The sequence below is a fragment of the Bacillus sp. CR71 genome (assembly GCF_003429245.1).
GTDB lineage: Bacteria > Bacillota > Bacilli > Bacillales > Bacillaceae_G > Bacillus_A > Bacillus_A thuringiensis_S.
This window is the reverse complement of the sequence record NZ_CP031748.1, coordinates 2,844,954-2,863,645: the sequence shown is the minus strand read 5'-3', so window position 1 is coordinate 2,863,645 and position 18,692 is coordinate 2,844,954. Positions and strand designations below refer to the sequence as shown.

Sequence of the window (18,692 nt, the reverse complement as noted above, 5' to 3'; positions counted from 1 at the left end):
ATTTTTATATTCAACGCATTGAAATAATTCCCTTTTTCGACAACAACTTATAACATGATTTTTATAAAATCTTGAATGAATTTTTGTTCATCTATTTCTAATGCTATATGGGCCCCTTCAGGTATAGAGCTAGGGCGAAAATCAGCAAATGTTTGTCCTTTCGTATCTCCGTATGTATCTACATTTACTGTACGATGCACAAATTCAAAAAAACTTGGATTTACTAATCCACTTATTGCAACCACATCATGTAGCAAAGGTCCTTCGATAGATGGATTAAGTTTTTGGTATGCAGATAAATAGTAGTCATACATTGGTTTCATTATCATATGAAATGGATTCTTTGTATTAGCTTGAATATAGCTAAATACATTTGGTGTTAACACAGCTTTGTTTGTTACATTTAAAGGGAATATTAATAAATTCTTTGCTTGATGGAAAACAATTTTACTTGCTATAGGATCTCCATACACATTTGCCTCTGCTAACGGCGTAACGTTTCCTACTTCTAAAAAAACACCACCCATGAAATATATTGCTTTTACATTTAGCATTAAATCATTCCATAAATTAAAAGCAATTGCTAACGAGGTAGATCTTCCTACATCAACAATCGTTAAATCTTTTCCGTACTTTACAAGAATCGCAGCGATACTACCAAAATTGTATATTGGAATAGATAATACGCTTTCTGGAACATGGATGGGCCCTAATCCTTCTGCTCCGTGAATTTCAGGGTAGTACGTAGTAATTTCTTCTGTAAGTGGTTTTGTTGCACCACTAATGACAGGAATGTCTTGTCTATTTGCTAACTGTAAAATATACGCTGCATTATGTGCAGCATGTATATGCTCAACATTTCCGTATCCAGTTACAATACCTACAATTTCAATTTCGGGATGCAGTAAACCATACATAATGGCAAATGAGTCATCAATACCTGGGTCTCCGAAAAATAATACTTTTTCCAAGAAATACTCTCCCCTCATAAAAACATAGAGTCATCAATAACTATGTATATGAAAAAAGCAAGTATATCTATGCGAATTTTAGAATGGATAATGTTTTACAAAATATTAAAAAGGAACTAGCGTATGCTAATTCCTTTCTTAAGTAACCATTCTCAAATTTAATTAATTATCGTATCCTTCATAAATTGCATCATTTATTTGATTTTGTATTTTTTTATCATCAGGTACAGGTTTCCACCAATTTCCTGTAATAAATAACATAGTTAATAAATTATAACTATCACTAAAATAACTTTCTCTCTTATTCTTCATCCAATCCCAACCGCTATTTACCCACTTTTGATTATTGCTACTCGTTATACTTGCAGCAATAAACGGTGAAACAAATACAGCAGTTGAATAACTACCAATATTAGATCCATTTAATTGATAACCATCCACAATTTTAGAAGGATTTCCATTCGTTTTATTTTGAATCCATGAAGAGACTTTATCAGAAATGACTTTACTTCTTTTCTCGCCGTACATCGCATAGTCCATTACAATTCTCAATGGTACCCGACTAGCATTGTAATAATATGCATTTGTATATTCTGACTCCTCTAAGAAGTCTTTAGGTGCGGGTTGTGGTGGGTTTTTTACAACGAAATCTGAAATAAGTCCTGTATTTGGAGAGTACTTATTACTAAATTGCGTATAAACATCGTACAAATTATTAATAACAGTAAGCCAAGTTTTATCACCTGTAAATTCATAAAATGCTCTAAGGTGTGACATCATCCAATCAGATGGCCTCGTATCAAGTGAATTTTTAGAATCCCAATCTCCTAAATTTAGTCGGCTATTATTTGTAACATTACTAGCTTTAATACCTTTTGTAATCATGTCTTGTGCTTCTTTTAAATAATTAACTGTTCCATTTGATCCCCACTGCTTATGAGCAAGAAGAAGAGAATACGCAATATCTAAATCCCCATCAGTAGCAGAATCAAAATGACCTTGTGCTTTTTTACTATCTGCGACAACCCATCCCATTAAATTAGGATTTTGAGAGCTTTTAAAAGTTCTTGCTGTTTTAAATAAACCGTCATAGATTTTTTGAGCATTCGAATCATAACCAGCCATTAATACTGTAATTATCATCCCATACCCTTGACCTTCTGAAGTTCCAAGTGGCTTAAACCCATCCGCATCACCTGTAATCTCTCCTTTTACATAATAACCACCAGGTAAAGAAGATAAATCATTTTTCAAATATTTCTTTTTCCAATTATCGTAGTAACTTCTTACAGAAGCATTTAAACTTTCCTGTGTAACATGAGTAGGTTTTATAACACCTGCATAATTAACTTGCTGGGGAAATGGTTTCATTTCCTTTGCAGAAGCTACTTGTTGATTAACTACAGGAATAGAATTTTGTACTGAATTGTCCGTTACATTTGCTGCGAAACTAGAATTAGAAAAACTAGCTAGTCCGATTCCTATAATAGAAATACATGTGAAAAATTTTCTTTTTCCATTCATTATGTTGTCATCTCCTTTTAAAATGCTTACTACATAAAATGTAACATACAATATTTAACTGAAATACAAAATATTATATTTATCAACATAAGAAAGAAACTATATGAAAAAGTATCATAAAATCATTATTGAATTACATTATACGGATTGATTATTTGCTAAATTCCTATGTTTTTCTTTTCTTAATACTGGTATATGAGCAATCACGATACCAAGTATAGTAATCCCTCCGCCAATTATCGAAACTAAAGTTGGCACTTCTCCTAACCATAACCAAGCAATAAAACATGCAGTTACTGGGGGTTAAATATAGAGAGCTTGTTGCCTCAGCAGCACCAGCATGAGATATGATATAGGCCAATGCGATATATGGGAGTACTGTTGGAAATAAGCCTAAATATAAAACACTCACATTCACTTCAAGAGGAGCTGCTAGTATTTCTTGATACATTCCCGGTAAGAAAATAAGCATACATACAGTACTAGATACAATTGTATATATGGTGAATGGTAAGAAGCCGTACTTTTTTAAGTAAGAAGTTTGGAAAACAAAATATAGGCTTTCTGAAATTGCTGCAAATAATATAAATAATCCCCCACTATTTAATTGAATACTATCTCCTTGACTAAATGATATGAGAGCAATTCCTATAAAACTAATTACACCACCGATCCAACCATTTAATTTCATTTTTTCGTTTAAAAATATAGAAGCAAGAATTGCCGTTACTATAGGTGTGACCGAAACAATTAAACTTGCAGAACCAGCATTTACTGTTTTTTCGCCGTAGTTTAATGCAATGTGATAAAAAGTGAATCCTAAAGCACCGAACATAAAAATTGCTGGGATATCCTTTAAATCCGGTAGCCGTAACTTGTAGATAAAAGAAAACAACAGAAGTATAAATGAAGCGATTAATAAGCGTAGTAAAGTAAGATGCTCAGGTGTATAAGATTCAAGCCCCATACGAATTGCCGGAAAAGCAGTTCCCCATATAAGAATCGTAAACGCGTGTGCATATATAATGCGTAAATCCCATTTTTTATTATGCATGTTTTCTCTCCCTTTCTAATAAACCAACCATTTTTAAATTACCAATTATTTCTTTTCATCATATTTAATAGTTGATACAATGTCTTCAACCAGTTATTTATCGTAAAAACCAACCACTTGGCATTTTTAAATTGAACGAGGGAGTTTTTTTATGACAACGAATAAAAAAACTGCCTAAATATCGGCAGATAGTAGATTATATGAAAGAAAAAATCGAAAACGGAGAATGGCCGATCGGAAGTAAGATCCCTAGTCAAAGGCAGTTAGCAAAATTATTTCATGTAAATCGAAGTACTGTAATAACTGCGCTCGATGAACTTATGGCAGATGGCTTAATTCAAGGGAAAATCGGAGCAGGAACAGTTGTAACAAATAATACATGGTCATTATTAGCGACGAATCCCCCGCCTGATTGGAGTGAATATGTAAAAGCTGGTATTCATAAACCTAGCAAGTTAATGGTACGAGAAATAAATGAAGCAGAAGCAAATAAAACACTTATCCATCTTAGTAAAGGTGAACTTGCACCTCAAATTTTCCCGCTAAAAACGATGCAGTCCATTATGAAAAACGTAAGTGACGAATTAGATTATTTCGGATACGAAGAACAAAAAGGTTTTTTACCGTTACGTGAGGCAATAAGTAACTACGTAAAATCATTCGGAATACATGTATCACCGGGTTCTATATTAATCGTCTCTGGTGCATTACAAGCATTGCAATTAATATCAATTGGTCTTTTGCATAGAGAATCAACTGTTTTACTTGAACAACCTTCTTACTTATATTCACTTCATGTATTTCAATCAGCAAATATAAATTTATCTGGTATAGCTATGGATCATCACGGTATTTTACCTAACGAATTATTAAAACGCATTAAATACAGTCAAAAGAAAAACATTTTATATTCTATTCCTAGTTTTCAAAACCCAACTGGGATATTAATGTCTCAAGAACGAAGAAAAGAAATAATAAAGATATGTGAAAAGGAACAGTTACCTATTATTGAAGATGATATTTATCGTGAGTTATGGATTGATGAACCCCCTCCAGCTCCTTTAAAATCAATAGATAAACATGGACATGTATTATATGTTGGTAGTCTATCTAAAACACTTAGCCCAGGACTTAGAATTGGATGGATTATTGGACCTGAACCAGTTATTGAAAGATTGTCAGATATAAAAATGCAAACAGACTATGGATCGAGTTCGTTATCCCAAAGAGTTGCTGCTGAATGGATAAAAAAAGGTTTTTATGAAGAACATGTTGCAAACGTAAGAATTCAACTAAAAGAACGAAGACAAATCATGATACGGGCTTTAAATAAGTATTGTGCAGATATTGCCACTTGGGATATTCCTAACGGCGGATTCTTTATATGGCTTAAGGTTGTACCTAGCATTCCGATGAAGAAATTATTTTCAGAGGCACTATCAAAAGGAATTCTTTTAAATCCAGGACGTATTTATGAAGAAGAATCAGAACCGTACATTCGTTTATCATATGGATATGCTTCTCCAGAACAAATGACTCACGGGGTTAAATTGCTGAGTGAATTAATCCGTAAGCTAATGGCATAATAAAAACTCCTCTTTTTCTATAGAGGAGTTTTTATGTATCTTATTTACCACAACCGCATTTCCTGCCCCAACACAATAAGTCCTTCATAAGGATCTCCTTCAATGTTTAATACTTGAGCAAAAGCAGGTTCTGTTTTTATACCGTTCTCTTTTAAGCGAAGAATTTCTTCCCTTATATGTGGATGCTGCATTAATAGCATGTGCTCTACTATCATATGTCTATATGCATTTTGGTTACGCACTGGCTTAGGCTGAGCAAATAATTCAAATTCAAAACCTTCGAATTCAAAATTTACCTTTATCGATTCAGTACCTTTCATTTTTTTCTTTTTTATATTGAACCCTCTATAAGAACCATATAAAGATCTCATTTCCTGCTCAAAAACATCAAAGTTATGTACTTCCATTACTATATCTAAGTCAGATTGGAGAGTATCAATTCTTATAGGGATTGTCCCGCAAAGAACGGGACTATACAAAGCTAAATCCTCCATTATGTTTAGTTTATTTAAAACATCATATACCTTTTGTTGTTTGTCATTCCCTGATTGTAAATATGTAATAGATGTAAACATGGAAGTCTCTCCTTCATTTCACGTAATACGTGGCTCACTAAAATCAAGAAAAATTTGTCCGTTTAAATTTGTTCTAGGATTACCTTTATTTCAATATATTAAGGCCAACAAACAATATGTTTCAACTTTTCTCCTATACTGCAATACTATAAAAATAAAAAAGGAGGAATTATTATGAGCATTTTTAACATTCTTTTAACCATACACATACTATTTGGAACAATATGCTTAATCACTGGTATTGTAGCGATGGTTGCTCAAAAGAAGAAAGGAAAACATACTGAATGGGGCGAGATATATCATGCATCCTATGTTGTCATTACCCTTACGGCAATAATATTATCCATTATCAACTGGGATAAAATCGCATATTTATTTTATGTAGCAATCTTCTCTTATTCATTTACAATTTATGGATACCTTGCACGAAAAAAACGTTGGAAAAATTGGCTCCATCACCACATTAGAGGTATGTTAGGTTCTTATATTGGTGCAGTCACCGCACTTTTAGTAAATGTCGGCATCCATATTCCCATTATAAATTTACTTCCGCCTATATGGTTTTGGTTTTTACCGACCTTAATTGGTATCCCCCTCGTAGCCAGTGTATCAAAAAAATATAAAAAGCGTAGTTGAAATTAATTACATTTTGATTACTTTCTGATTATTAGAATGAAAAATTATACTCTATGTATCACAAATGATATTATGAATGCTCGTCCTATGAATATTTAAAATAAAATGCCGCCCAGCAGGACGGCTCTTATTTTTACTTTACAAACGTAACATATTCACCAGAAACCCATTGATTTCCACCAACATTATACCAACCATCTTTATATCCAAACGATTGATATTTTTCACCTTGGTACACGTTTTTCACAATGCCGTAATTTGTTCCTGGGCCGGTACGAACACGCAATACATCCGCTATTATAGTAACTACACCTACACCATCGTTTGATGATTGTGAAGTTGCTGGTACATTTCCTCCCGTATAACGAATGTATGATGGATCGTTATAAATCCACTGATCGCCACCTAGATTTAACCAGCCATTTGATTGTCCAAATACTTTGTAGGACTCTCCTTTCCCTAATTGACGAATAACGCCATATCCAGTACCGGGTCCTTTTCGTAAATTTACATTACTACCGTTAATATAAGCAACCCCTACACTATCATTCGACATGGGAGGAGTTGCTACGTTTTGAGCACCTTTTCCAAAAGTATCCGTTCCATACCCTTTGTAGTTATATTGCAAATGCGGGCTATCCACAAATCCTTTCCAGTCACCGCCCCATTCAAAACCAATTTGTTTAGCATAACGAATTGCTGATGCCCACGGTTCTTTATTATAGCCATTCCAATCTTCTGTACCATTCGACTGAATTGGAACAAAATCTAATGCCTGTCCTACTAAGTGATATGATCGCATCGTTTGTGATGCTCCTTTACGAACATATTCACGTTGTTGCTCGACCGTACGGATTGTTTCATAAATTAATACTTCAATTCCATTGTCAATACAGTACTGATACCACTTAAAAGCTGCAGCTTTCGTATTATCCGCTAAGTTATTCAGATTATTTACATTTCTAGTGTGGTATTTCAATATGCAACATCTCCTTTTCTATTATCATATGCAAAACTCGTCTCATGGGTTGTACATATACCTAGAACGATCCGAAGTACAAATACATAAGAAGCCAATTCATCTAAATAGATTTACATTTCTAGCTTCAAACTTTGTAAACTGAAATCGAAGCAATAAAAAAACCGCAACCCAGGTCTTCTAGTTGCGGTTTTTGGTATTTTCTTTTTATATGCAACATGTCATCTTGCATTATTAATCCTAATATATAGATTGTGTAAATTTTCCCTTTATGAATAACACTTCTTATTCATGACTTTTCAAATCCAATATGGAATGTAAACGATCCGGATAATTAGTAAACATCCCGTCGACTCCCCATGAAAGTAACTTTTTCATATCTTTTTCATTATTTACTGTAAATGGATGAACTTCTAATCCGTTTTTCTTTATTTTATTTACATAATCTGAATCAATATATTTGTAATTCATACCAAGACCTATACAGTACGTTTTATACTTTTCTATCTCTAATTCTGTTAATTGAACTGCTTTTTTATATGGTAATAATTGTACTAAAGATATATTACTATTTAAGCTATGAATCTTTTGCAGACTTTCTTCACTAAACGATTGAATAATAACTTTATCCTGTATTTCATAGTGATTAATAATTTCTAATAATTTTTCTTCCATTCCTGGATATTCATTAGGTGATTTTGTTTCAATATAATAGTTTGCGTTATGCCCAAACGTTTCAATAATTTCTTTTAATGTTGGGACTTTAGCATTTTCAAATTCTTTCTTTGCTAAGTTCGGATATTTTTCGTTGAAAAAAGAACCTGCATTTAGTTGCTTTATTTCTTCTAATGTATGCTCTTTCACTAGCCCTGTACCATTTGTTGTACGGTTTAAGGTTTCGTCATGCATAGCCACTAAATGTCCATCTTTTGTCATTTGGAGATCAATTTCTATATAATCTCCATTCATTTGTTGGCCTAATTGATATGCCTCTATTGTATGTTCAGGTGCGAACGCAGAAGCACCTCTATGTGCGATATTTTTTATATGATTTGATTGATTAATAGCTTTAGTATACTTATGTTCATTTATTTTCTGAAAAACAAAGATACTTATTACTATAAAGGCACAAATTATTGTAACGAGATAGATCTTTTTCATAACAATTTATAAGCTCCTATATAAAGACGATTTAACTTGAATGATTTACTCAATTAAATGTCGATTTTCCAATACCGTCATTTTGCCGATAGCTTGAAATCCTGATTTTTTATAAATATTGATTCCATCTGGTGAAGCTTGTAATACACAATACGTATTTTTAAATTTTTGTGCTTCTTGCAGAAGGAAATTGAACATAGTAGATCCGAATCCTCGTCCTCTCATTTCTTCTTTAGTTGCTATGTCATAAATACCAATACTATCTTTTGAACATATCAATGAACCAACAGTTACGACTTCACCTTCATATAACCCTAAAAATAATTTCATATTCTCACTGTTACATATATCAAGATTAGAAATTTGATTATAGAATGCTTGTACATGTATACCTTCTTCTGATGTGCCGAATAGATCAGCTAACGTTTCTCCAAATTTATTTATTTGTCCAGGTGAAGATGCTTGTTGAATAGTAAAACTTACTGGCATGTTTATTGTTGGGGAAATTGTTTTTAAGTCTGCTACCATCGCAATATTCTGTTCCGCTTTTTTTAAACCGATTTTAATTAACTCGCTTTTTATATCCCGCTCTTGCTCCTCATCCCATAACCAAACACTCATTGGAAAATTTCTTTGATAATAGTATTCTACCTCTTTATATAATTTCTCGATCCCTTCCGTTAAATTATTGTTTAGTAGAGTGATGATATTAAATGTATCGGCAGGTAATCCACAATCAACAGCAATATAATCTTTCGTTTTTTTTATACTCATTCCGGGCACAAATTGTGCAACATATGAAGTTTTAAATGCAAAGTTATCTAGTAGTAGTTGTTTATAATTCATCAATAGTTCTCCTTTTCATAAAAAGTAACACTCGAATTTTTCTATATTAAATATAACATATTAGAAATTTACCATTTTCTATAAAAAGTACCTCTTTAAATTGTGCTCTATAGTTTAAAATAATTAAAAATGATATAACGTTGTCGGAATGAAAAAAGTGGTATATAATAAATATTAACATTACTAGTAATTATTTTAGGTATTCCTAGAATAAAGGAGCGATACATATGAAAATTACTATTTATTTCGGAAGTCATGAAGATCAAGATGTTCGTACTATGGACTGTCATTTAGATGTAGAAGATACAGAAGAGATTGTTTCTGTATCATAATATAAATAGTTAGGGTAAAACCTATTCCTTACAGCGTTTAAGGCACCTTTTATAAGGTGTCTTTTTTGTTATATTTTCATCAAAAACCCTTTACTTTAGAGCGTTTTAATAGTAAAATATAAATATACGAACAAACGTTCTTTTTATTTTAAACGTACATGAAGGGATGATTTTAACAATGGCTCCATTAAAGCGCAGAGGAAGAAAAAAGCAAGCACCTATTATTTCAAATACAGGCTTTATCGGCTCTGTCTTTATTGATACATTGGAGTTACAAAAGAAATCCTATTATTTCGCTCGTAAAAAACTTCAAATTGTTCATCACGTACTAGATGGTCTCTCTGGAGCAACAAGTGCTTTATTTAAGGAACATAACATTTCAGCATACATGTCATGTGTGTATTTACATACACAAAAGAAAATTGGTTTTGTTCTTTCAACGAAACCATTTGAACAAAGTGATGGCGTTGCTTATTTTGTAAATTATTTAATCGAAAAGAATTTTTACGGCGACCATGACGAAGATGTAGAATATCAAGAAGTATTTAATACAGGTTTTATCGGTGTAGTATTCGCTGATTTGTCTAGTATAGATCGCTTTAATTTCGAGTTTGAAATGGGTATGCTAACGAAATTAATGAAAGATATGATTATTCCGGTTAAAGAACTCTTTTTACGCCATAATGTACCGGCTTACATCTCCACTTCTCATTTAGAAGAACAAAACAAATTAGGTTTCGTTCTCTCTGTAAAGCCATATGATGAACGCGCTGAAGCTGATTTATATTTTGAAGCGTATTTAAAAGAACGAGGATTATTTATTGGTGATGAAGAAGATGATATTGATAAAATTGTTATTAGAAAAACAGCTGAATTACGATAGAAAAGCGCAGGATGCTGATCCTGCGCTTTTTAAGTTACGTTAAACACTATAATCTTTTGAATGAATTTCTAAATTTAACTTATTTGTTAAAATTTTATTCAAAGTAAAAAATACAATCCCCCCTGCAATGGGAAGCGTGTAGGCTGGAATGAAATTTAATAATAGTCCTGATATTGCAAGTGCTATTGGCTGCATTATTTTACCTAAGCTTAATCCAATACTAAGAACTCTTCCTCTATATTCTTCAGGAATCTCATTTTGCATGAAATACATTAAAGGAATATCAATTTGTGCTATCATAAACCCTAAAAAGAACATAATCATGCAATACGTAGTAACATATACCAAATTATTTACTACAATAGATTTAAATAAAACAGGTATTCCTGAAACTATCATAAAAATTGCCAACATAAAACTTATTTTTTTCAATAGATAAGAATAAGAAAAACAATCAGTTATCTTTTTTACTAATATTGCACCAACTATCATACCTATCGGAAAAGTCCCTTGAATCATACCAAATTGCTTAGAACTAAGATTGAGAACTGTGTTAATAATGTATGGCAACGGAACAGTTACAGCAAAGCCTAAAAAGAAATTAAGTGAAATTAAAATACTAAAAGTATTTTTTAAGCTTTTCCGCTCCAATAAGTAAGAGTATCCCTCCTTTATATCTTCAATAAAATTAATTTCTCTAATTGAACATTCCTCATTTATGTTTTGCTCGCACAATTTAAAGTTTATAAACAATATGGATATAGCCGAAAGGATAAATGAAATACCGTTAATAATTATAAAAGTTTTCATATCAAAGACTGCAAAAACAATGCCCCCTAACATAGGCCCTAAAATTAAAGATATAGAATCGATAATTTTACTTATAGAATTAATACTCATTAACCGTTCTTTAGTAACCATATTCGGTTTTACGGCCTCTAATCCTATTCCAAAAAACGTTGTAAATACTGTCATAAGAAAGGTAGTAGTATAAATGATGAATAAGTTTAATCCATAATAGCTGCTTAATATATAAACAGTTATTAATAATAATCCGCTTAGTAAATCCATACAAATAACCAGTTTCTTTTTATCAACCTTATCAGCAATGACACCGGCAAATGGATTCATAACAATCATTGGAATCGTTCCTAATATGAGCGAAATTGCAAAATTTAACGCAGATCCGGTTATTTGTAAAACATACAATCCTAATGCAAAACTATAAATAGAGCTACCAAATAGTGATACTGTTTTTGCAATTGAATATAAACTAATATTTCTTAATTCTTGATTGCTTTTTTTATTTTCTATATGTAATCGTAAACTTCCCATCACTTTTCCCCCTGCCTAACTTTGTGTTACGTACATTGTAAGTTCTTGGGTCAACCCAATAGCAATATGTACTATTTGAAAAGTTTTAAGGGAAAATAAATAAAAGATGGGGTTAACCCCATCTTTTTCCGAAAAATGAATATGTATAAATTTCTTCTCCTTGAACAAAGAAATCCTCGTACCTTCCCCCTCGTATCAAATAATTTGAAGTACTTTCATCAATAGATTGAAACTGTAAATTTTCGATTTCTTTTGTTACTTTTGCAGATGTAAAATTCTCTCTGAGTCTAGGTGCAATTTGGCTATTTATACTAAATTTATTAAATAAAATAAATGAACTTAATAAATAACAATTGTGTTTAAAAAGGGAATTTAATTCACACAATAAGAACTCCTCATATTCAAAACTATAATTACTTGTACCTGATTGATCGATTACAATATCAACAGAATTATTCTGAATAGGTATGTTTAGAAAGTCGGCACAGATAAATACAATATTTCTTTTCACATTTCTTCTCTCAATTACATCTTTTAAAAGTAAAAGTTTATTCAAATCTCGATCAACAGCAATATATAAACACTCTTCCGGTAGTTCTTCATAAATATTTCGTAAAAAGAACCCAATACCAGACCCTAAATCAAGTAGTATTTTTTCATTTAAATCTAATTGCATTAGTTTCTTTTTCGCCCATTCTCCTCCTCTTTGAACATTTTCCAAAAAAGCAGTATCAGTTTCATGAATATAATCCGAAATAGAATCTTCAAGTGATTTCTTTTCATACGCTTTCACTGAGTTGCCAGCTGTTAAAACCCCTGAAATAATCGTGTATTCTTCACCACAATTACAAATTAACTTTCCCTCAATAATTTGATTCTTATTAATAATGCCATCTTCAAGAATTAAATTTCCGTTACACTTAACACATTTAAATAAATGAAGTACTTTTAAATCTACCCCTAAAATTGAACTCGAAATTTCAGTTTCTATAGATAAATTATGTAACGCTTCCTTTAATTTGCATTTTCGTTCCTCTAAAGTTTTTATTTCTTGTTCAATCTTTTCATATTTTACTTTAAATAAAGATTGATAAAAATTATCCTTTTCATAGTCTAAGGATTTCCCTAAATTTTTATAAAGAAACAGTTCTTTAATTTCATACAAGCTAAACCCTAGCCATTTGTACTCTAATATAAGTTCTATATCCTTTTGACAATACTCGTCAAAAAAATAGTGACTTCCTTTTTTCTCGGGAATAACGAGTCCGAGGTCCATATAATGTCTAATCGTATCTACACTTACATTATTTACTTCTGCAAACTTACTGATTTTCATCCTAATCACTACCATTTATATATTTGTTTATACATACTTCTTTATTATTTTAAAAAATCCTTTCATCTGCCTATACAAAATTATTTATGCTATGAAAAAGATGTAATTAATTTTAAAGTTTCGCCACATAACCATTAAGCTAAGCTTAGCTACTCTTTTTTAATCTTGAATTTAAAAAAGAGTAGCAGGTAGTACGTTTATGTCTATATATCTAAAAACTGTGAGTTCATGGATGAATTTAAAACTGCGGCGTAAGTACTGCAGTTTCTTCCTTTTTCATTGAGTTGAAATATGTAAAGTTACGTACTTTAACTGTAGCGGACTTGTACTACGCGTTCATATAAATTTTATAGACGTTAAGGATTTTGTTTTATGGGAAGTGTTCTTGCTATGGAATCGGAATTGTAAATATAGATGAACGTGATTCAAATCAAAAAAAGGTACTCCTAGAAGTACCTTTTTAACTATTCTATATGTGCGAACGTTTTCAAAAATTATTGGATATAAATTGACGTACGCATTGTATTAAATGGCGCGTTTATAGATGTTTTTTGGTATTCAAATGTTCCTTGTTGATGTCCAGACGCATCCCATTTGTAATACCAGCCAACGATTGGTTTTCCGCCGATTATTGTGGATCCAATACTTTTTACATTAGAACCATTCATTTTAGTAAACGGATTTTGACCGTATCCCATCTCTTTCGTTGTAATATATAAGTATTTTCCCCCGTGGTTACGTGTTGTGCTAAAGCTGTTTTGGTTAATTGTTTCTACTCCGCCCAGCTCAGACTCTACTTGTACGACGTTTAGTGAAGTAAGTGGTGCTGCTGGTCCAGCTGAAGCTTCTGTTGCCATCCCTAATCCGACGAACGCTGTGATTGCTAACGATGAAATCCCTAGTGCTGCTTTTTTAAACATAAAAAACATCCCCTTCCATCTATTGTTTTCTCTTTCATTGTCAATATAATCCTAATAATCTTATATGTAAATAGATTGTAACTGTAGAAATAAAAGGTAGAATATTCTGATTTATTAGCATTTAAAAATATGACTTCAACTTTTTTCGTTAAAGATAGTCATCAATCTCTAACTACCTAATGACCTCAAATAAACGCTATTCAAGTCATTTTAAGAGGTACAAAAGACCTTATAGTATATAAGGTCTTTCCCAACACTCTGAAAAAACCCGTGAATGATTCACGGGTTTTACTTTAATAACTAATTGCTATTGTTCCCTCACCTGCATGAACCGCAAATGAAATTGGTAATGGATATAATTTGAAATCCATTTCGGGGAATGCTTGTTTAATATCTGCAATCCATTCTTCCGCTCCAGCTTTATCGTTAGCATGGAACATATGAAGTACTTTTGGTAATTCTTTTTCAAGTTCATTTTTAATATATTCTCGACATTTTTGGATTTTACGAACTTTCTTTTCAAGTAAAAGCTCTCCACCTTTTACTTCTAGTATTAAGTTCACACTTAATAAACTTCCAAGTAAAAATTGAATACCCTTTACACGACCACTCGCATATAAACCTTTTAAACTCTTTGGGAATACATGAAAAGGTCTTCTTTTTTCATCTACTAATGTTTTGTGTATATCTTGTAAAGTCATACCATCATTGTATAACGATTTCGCTTTTCTAATTAATTCATCCATTGGATAACTTGTTGTTTCACTGTCTAATACAGTTAATGGAAAACCTGCCATTTCTGCAGCTAACTTCATATTTTGATAGGTTCCACTTACTTTTCCGCTAATAGCAACTGCAAATCCTTCTTCATATCCTTCTTTGCATTTTGTAAACAACTCTACCATTTCCCCAATATTAGGTTGTGAAGTAGTGACTGTTTTACCTTCGTTTAACGCATTATAAACCCGTTCACGTACACCTTCTTCACAATCTTTGTACGAAATTCCATCAATAATAACTTCGATTGGGATAACAAAGTTATCTCCTTCTGTTTTAAAATTCGCAGTTGTACTATCAGTAATCCAAGCAACACGCTTCATGTTGTTCCTCCCTTAATTCAATTCCTCTTTTCTAATTTTTCTATATATTTATGTTATAAAAAGAGAATATCCCTGTAATAGTAACAGGACTTTATTATTTTGGCTATAGTAGATGTATATTAAATGTGACTATTTCTTGTCTATTCCACAAATAAAAAAGAAAATCAAGGAATTTGCTCGATTTTCTTCTTATTCATATACTATTTAAAAGTTTCATTATCTAAAATTACAACATAATCATTCGTTAATCTTCCTGCCTCTTTTGTATAACTAACAAGCCTTTGTATATTATCACAGCAAATTTTTGCTCCCCATACGAGTAACGGTACGCCAATAAAATCGATATGGAACCTTCTAGAAAACAGACCACCAAAAGTCATTGGTAAAGGTACGGTTGGTGATGTATTAGAAAAAATAATTTTTTCATGACTTTGATAATGTTTTTGCAAGATTTCTCCTAAATGCTTCATCGCTGGTACAACAACTTTTGATGCGCCACATCCAATCGTATATACAGGATGACCGTTTTCGTCTATTCCATGAAAAATAATTTTTCCCATATCTTCTGTTTTCAATTTATTAAAGTAATCTACATTCAAAATTTCTTCTTTTGTTAACTTACGATCCGTTGGTAATTTATTTAAATGATATGCTGCAGCTAGTGATGTTGTATGTGTACCGCCGAAGTCTGTGTAAATGTATATCATATTATCATCCCTTGTTGTAAAAGTTCAATGTTATTTAGTATTACCGTTCGCAACAATGTTAAACAAGGGATGCATGTATTTACGCTTTTTGTGTTAATTCATTATATTTTTTCCAAATATAATAACGTCTACTAATTACGGTGCCTAATGTAATACATAAAAAGGCATTTGTTACAACCATTAGTGTCTGGTGCGTGCTACCAGAAAACATACTTTGTTTAATAATAATTTTTGCTCCTAAAATAACAAGAAGAATTATTGTACTTACCCAATTTCCTTTCCGTAGTACATGACCCGTTTCACTATCTAATCGAAATGTTAAAGCTTTCCCCCGTATAATTCCAATACCTAAGCCAATTCCAAGCATTACAAAAAACAGTAGTCCTTGCAGCAAAGTTATTTGTCCCATACGAATAATGGACTGAACTGTTACAAAGCACAACAAAGCCGGAATGAGCCAAATACGGTTTATTTTCACTTTTCGTTCTTTACTTTGCATCAAAACAATAATAAGAACAACAAGTAAAATATCCATTTAGAATCCTCCTATAAACTTGTTTATCTTTAAAGATTATATTCTCCTCTTTTCATTCCATAATTGAAATACAATAGCTACTTTCAAGTGTAAGATGGAAAATGTGAGTTCTCATCAGCCTTAAGCATTATTTATAAAAATAAAAAGACGTACTTTTTACTCGTACGCTTTTAATAACTTGTTTAAACTCCTATTTATCAACTAATTCCACACCTTTAGAATTAGTTTTACCCAACAATCGAATGTTAAATTTATTAATAGCTTTTAAAAAGATATTATAAATACAATATCCAACAATAGAACCTATAACATTACAGATCACATCATCAATATCAGTAATACGTCCCACTCCACTAAATAAAGACTCAATTAATTGTAGCAATTCAATACTAACTGATATAGCAAATCCTAATAAAATATTATTTTTGAATTTCGTATATTTATCCCATAAGATTGGTGCTGAAAATCCTAAAGGCATTAATAATAAAATATTCCCGCCTACATTTCTTACAATTAGACCAATCATAAACAGGGCATCCCCATCATAAGCACTACCAATTTGATTGATGTCTTTAATAATTGATGCAAATGGTATTATATTGACCGAGCGATTCAGATTTTCAACATTAGAAGGAAAACCAATTGGTAAAGGGAATAAAGTTACTGCAACAACCATACAAATGTAGACCACGAATAAAAAACTTATTATTTCTTTCCACCAAATCACATGTTTTTTATTTTTGGTACCAATTAATATTCCACGTACAATTAAATAACAAATAACCCCTAAAATAATAAACAAACTACCGTTGATCATATACAAATTGCTAACACGCCCTTTCATATGAATGAATAATTAAAATTTACAACTATATAGTAATGTTTTCGAATTCCAAAATCTATATAATTGTATATATTTTTATGAAATTATAAAACCCTTTATTTACTAAATAAAGGGTTTCTCGTTAACTAAAATATTTTTCAAAATAGAAACTATCATGAACCCGTTTAAATTATTTTTGTATCTCTTCTTTAATATCCATATAATTAAAAAGCTCTTTCTATTTCTGTCATTAATTTTTCGGGTCCTGCCCCTTTATTCGATGGAATAACTAAAGTGATTCCTAATTCTGGATATATAGACGAGCGAAAACTGACGCCTGGATCATATCCCATTATATGATATTTGAATACCTTGTTTTCTCGTGTTTCAATCCATATTCCATAGCCGTAAGACTGTTTATCATTTACTTGAATGTGGGGAGTTAAAAGTAACTTTGTATATTCCTTTCCTAAAATTTCATTATTAAATAGTGCCGCCCAAAATTTCAGCATGTCTGGTGCAGTAACATATGCACCTCCATCAGCTCCTCCTTTTATTGGTATAGAGTAGGCGTTTGTTCTCCAATTTTGGTTAGTTTCATCCTTTATATATCCTAGTGCTGTATGTCTTGGTAATCTATCTAAAGAAAAATAGCCAGAATCATTCATACCAATTGGATTAAATATGTTCTTTTCTATATACTCCGTAAATTTAAATCCCGTCTGTTCTTCTATTATTAATCCGAGTATGATAAAACCTGCATTGTTGTAGTGAAACTTACTTCCAGGTGTAAACATCATATTACTGTTTTGGAATAATGGTAAAAAATCTTTTAAGCTCTTTAATAGATACATAGGTGTTTGTTTCCAAAGATCTTCGAAGTTATCCATAATACTTTCATCAAAATAATCTGGTATACCAGCGCTATGCGTTAGTAGTTGATGTATTGTAATATCTTCATCAAAGTTTGGAAATTTTATCTCTAGACAATCTTTTAATTTTGTATGAAAAGAAATAACACCTTTTTCAACAAGTTGACAGATGCCAATTGCAGTGAAAATTTTACATCCTGAGGCAATGCCGAATCTTGTTTGTATCGTATTGCTTATACATTCACTTTGGTTTGCGTAACCCAATGCTTTTTCATAGACTAGGTTTTTTTCTTTTTTTACTAAAACTACTCCAGAGAAATCTATTTCCTTTTGTATTTCTTTTACAATTTTATTAATCTCATCTTTTGTTTTTATCACGACAACCACCCTTATCTTTCCAAATTGTTCTTTCCCCTTATTAATTTTTCCATATAAAGGGGAAAGAACCCTCTTATTGAATACGATAAATTGTTAATGAGAACACAAAGTTTATTTCGAATTTATCCCGCATTAACGG

Annotated in this window: 17 protein-coding genes and 1 pseudogene; 3 read left to right on the top strand and 15 right to left on the bottom strand. The window is 31.6% G+C overall.

Going from position 1 to position 18,692, the window contains the following annotated elements; genetic code table 11:
• Positions 1-47: 47 nt before the first annotated feature.
• The 3 genes and pseudogenes from DOS87_RS14275 to DOS87_RS14265 form a co-directional block, all read right to left on the bottom strand.
• Entirely contained in the window at positions 48-971 is a 924-nt protein-coding gene (locus DOS87_RS14275; protein WP_098900435.1) for a nucleoside hydrolase, read from the bottom strand.
• 162 nt (positions 972-1,133) lie between these two features.
• Entirely contained in the window at positions 1,134-2,495 is a 1,362-nt protein-coding gene (locus tag DOS87_RS14270; RefSeq protein ID WP_098424918.1) for a family 8 glycosyl hydrolase, read from the bottom strand.
• A 138-nt stretch (positions 2,496-2,633) separates the two neighbouring features.
• Positions 2,634-3,549 (bottom strand): annotated as a pseudogene (locus DOS87_RS14265) (DMT family transporter).
• A 200-nt stretch (positions 3,550-3,749) separates the two neighbouring features.
• Between DOS87_RS14265 and DOS87_RS14260 the strand changes: the two are divergent.
• Positions 3,750-5,135 (top strand): efflux pump transcription regulator NorG, encoded by a 1,386-nt coding sequence (locus DOS87_RS14260; RefSeq protein WP_208730369.1) that lies wholly within the window; start codon positions 3,750-3,752, stop codon positions 5,133-5,135.
• 44 nt (positions 5,136-5,179) lie between these two features.
• Here DOS87_RS14260 and DOS87_RS14255 read toward each other — a convergent pair whose 3' ends face one another.
• Positions 5,180-5,710 carry a DUF4269 domain-containing protein gene (locus DOS87_RS14255; RefSeq protein ID WP_000495184.1) on the bottom strand — a complete coding sequence of 177 codons (531 nt, stop codon included), beginning with the start codon at positions 5,708-5,710 and terminating at the stop codon, positions 5,180-5,182.
• Between the two features lie 174 nt (positions 5,711-5,884).
• Between DOS87_RS14255 and DOS87_RS14250 the strand changes: the two genes are divergently transcribed.
• Positions 5,885-6,346: a DUF2306 domain-containing protein gene (locus DOS87_RS14250; RefSeq protein ID WP_151628710.1), complete on the top strand. Its 462-nt coding sequence runs from the start codon at positions 5,885-5,887 to the stop codon at positions 6,344-6,346.
• 133 nt (positions 6,347-6,479) lie between these two features.
• Here DOS87_RS14250 and DOS87_RS14245 read toward each other — a convergent pair whose 3' ends face one another.
• The 3 genes from DOS87_RS14245 to DOS87_RS14235 form a co-directional block, all read right to left on the bottom strand.
• Positions 6,480-7,325: an SH3 domain-containing protein gene (locus tag DOS87_RS14245; protein WP_029442468.1), complete on the bottom strand. Its 846-nt coding sequence runs from the start codon at positions 7,323-7,325 to the stop codon at positions 6,480-6,482.
• A gap of 285 nt (positions 7,326-7,610) precedes the next feature.
• Positions 7,611-8,486, bottom strand: a complete 876-nt coding sequence (locus DOS87_RS14240) for a glycerophosphodiester phosphodiesterase (RefSeq protein ID WP_098641081.1) — start codon at positions 8,484-8,486, stop codon at positions 7,611-7,613.
• Between the two features lie 45 nt (positions 8,487-8,531).
• Complete coding sequence (locus DOS87_RS14235) at positions 8,532-9,332, bottom strand: GNAT family N-acetyltransferase (RefSeq protein ID WP_048564732.1); 801 nt, start codon at positions 9,330-9,332, stop codon at positions 8,532-8,534.
• A gap of 510 nt (positions 9,333-9,842) precedes the next feature.
• Here DOS87_RS14235 and DOS87_RS14230 point away from each other — a divergent pair.
• Positions 9,843-10,547, top strand: coding sequence for a hypothetical protein (locus DOS87_RS14230; RefSeq protein WP_000035359.1), 705 nt, complete (start codon positions 9,843-9,845; stop codon positions 10,545-10,547).
• A 39-nt stretch (positions 10,548-10,586) separates the two neighbouring features.
• Here the strand turns inward: DOS87_RS14230 and DOS87_RS14225 are convergent, their stop codons facing one another.
• The 8 genes from DOS87_RS14225 to DOS87_RS14190 all read right to left on the bottom strand — a co-directional run bounded on the left by DOS87_RS14225 (position 10,587) and on the right by DOS87_RS14190 (position 18,553).
• Complete coding sequence (locus tag DOS87_RS14225) at positions 10,587-11,882, bottom strand: MFS transporter (RefSeq protein WP_000535181.1); 1,296 nt, start codon at positions 11,880-11,882, stop codon at positions 10,587-10,589.
• Between the two features lie 112 nt (positions 11,883-11,994).
• Positions 11,995-13,218: a MerR family transcriptional regulator gene (locus DOS87_RS14220; protein ID WP_000703286.1), complete on the bottom strand. Its 1,224-nt coding sequence runs from the start codon at positions 13,216-13,218 to the stop codon at positions 11,995-11,997.
• 494 nt (positions 13,219-13,712) lie between these two features.
• Positions 13,713-14,138 carry a DUF4879 domain-containing protein gene (locus tag DOS87_RS14215; RefSeq protein WP_000472921.1) on the bottom strand — a complete coding sequence of 142 codons (426 nt, stop codon included), beginning with the start codon at positions 14,136-14,138 and terminating at the stop codon, positions 13,713-13,715.
• Between the two features lie 293 nt (positions 14,139-14,431).
• The gene (locus tag DOS87_RS14210) at positions 14,432-15,238 is read right to left on the bottom strand and encodes a DegV family protein (protein ID WP_000831922.1); all 807 of its coding nucleotides are present in this window, start codon (positions 15,236-15,238) and stop codon (positions 14,432-14,434) included.
• A 200-nt stretch (positions 15,239-15,438) separates the two neighbouring features.
• Complete coding sequence (locus DOS87_RS14205; RefSeq protein ID WP_000639423.1) at positions 15,439-15,945, bottom strand: DUF3189 family protein; 507 nt, start codon at positions 15,943-15,945, stop codon at positions 15,439-15,441.
• Between the two features lie 79 nt (positions 15,946-16,024).
• Positions 16,025-16,480: a DUF1453 family protein gene (locus tag DOS87_RS14200; RefSeq protein WP_000353715.1), complete on the bottom strand. Its 456-nt coding sequence runs from the start codon at positions 16,478-16,480 to the stop codon at positions 16,025-16,027.
• A gap of 190 nt (positions 16,481-16,670) precedes the next feature.
• Complete coding sequence (locus tag DOS87_RS14195; RefSeq protein ID WP_000281840.1) at positions 16,671-17,303, bottom strand: VanZ family protein; 633 nt, start codon at positions 17,301-17,303, stop codon at positions 16,671-16,673.
• A gap of 224 nt (positions 17,304-17,527) precedes the next feature.
• Positions 17,528-18,553 carry a serine hydrolase domain-containing protein gene (locus tag DOS87_RS14190; RefSeq protein WP_000598055.1) on the bottom strand — a complete coding sequence of 342 codons (1,026 nt, stop codon included), beginning with the start codon at positions 18,551-18,553 and terminating at the stop codon, positions 17,528-17,530.
• Between the last annotated feature and the right edge of the window lie 139 nt (positions 18,554-18,692).

Excerpts from the sequence above, each read along its gene's own strand:
- DOS87_RS14270 (WP_098424918.1), bottom strand. The coding sequence starts at position 2,495 with ATGAATGGAAAAAGAAAATTTTTCACATGTATTTCTATTATAGGAATC.
- DOS87_RS14260 (WP_208730369.1), top strand. The coding sequence starts at position 3,750 with ATGAAAGAAAAAATCGAAAACGGAGAATGGCCGATCGGAAGTAAGATC.
- DOS87_RS14255 (WP_000495184.1), bottom strand. The coding sequence starts at position 5,710 with ATGTTTACATCTATTACATATTTACAATCAGGGAATGACAAACAACAA.
- DOS87_RS14250 (WP_151628710.1), top strand. The coding sequence starts at position 5,885 with ATGAGCATTTTTAACATTCTTTTAACCATACACATACTATTTGGAACA.
- DOS87_RS14240 (WP_098641081.1), bottom strand. The coding sequence starts at position 8,486 with ATGAAAAAGATCTATCTCGTTACAATAATTTGTGCCTTTATAGTAATA.
- DOS87_RS14235 (WP_048564732.1), bottom strand. The coding sequence starts at position 9,332 with ATGAATTATAAACAACTACTACTAGATAACTTTGCATTTAAAACTTCA.
- DOS87_RS14230 (WP_000035359.1), top strand. The coding sequence starts at position 9,843 with ATGGCTCCATTAAAGCGCAGAGGAAGAAAAAAGCAAGCACCTATTATT.
- DOS87_RS14225 (WP_000535181.1), bottom strand. The coding sequence starts at position 11,882 with ATGGGAAGTTTACGATTACATATAGAAAATAAAAAAAGCAATCAAGAA.
- DOS87_RS14220 (WP_000703286.1), bottom strand. The coding sequence starts at position 13,218 with ATGAAAATCAGTAAGTTTGCAGAAGTAAATAATGTAAGTGTAGATACG.
- DOS87_RS14215 (WP_000472921.1), bottom strand. The coding sequence starts at position 14,138 with ATGTTTAAAAAAGCAGCACTAGGGATTTCATCGTTAGCAATCACAGCG.
- DOS87_RS14210 (WP_000831922.1), bottom strand. The coding sequence starts at position 15,238 with ATGAAGCGTGTTGCTTGGATTACTGATAGTACAACTGCGAATTTTAAA.
- DOS87_RS14205 (WP_000639423.1), bottom strand. The coding sequence starts at position 15,945 with ATGATATACATTTACACAGACTTCGGCGGTACACATACAACATCACTA.
- DOS87_RS14200 (WP_000353715.1), bottom strand. The coding sequence starts at position 16,480 with ATGGATATTTTACTTGTTGTTCTTATTATTGTTTTGATGCAAAGTAAA.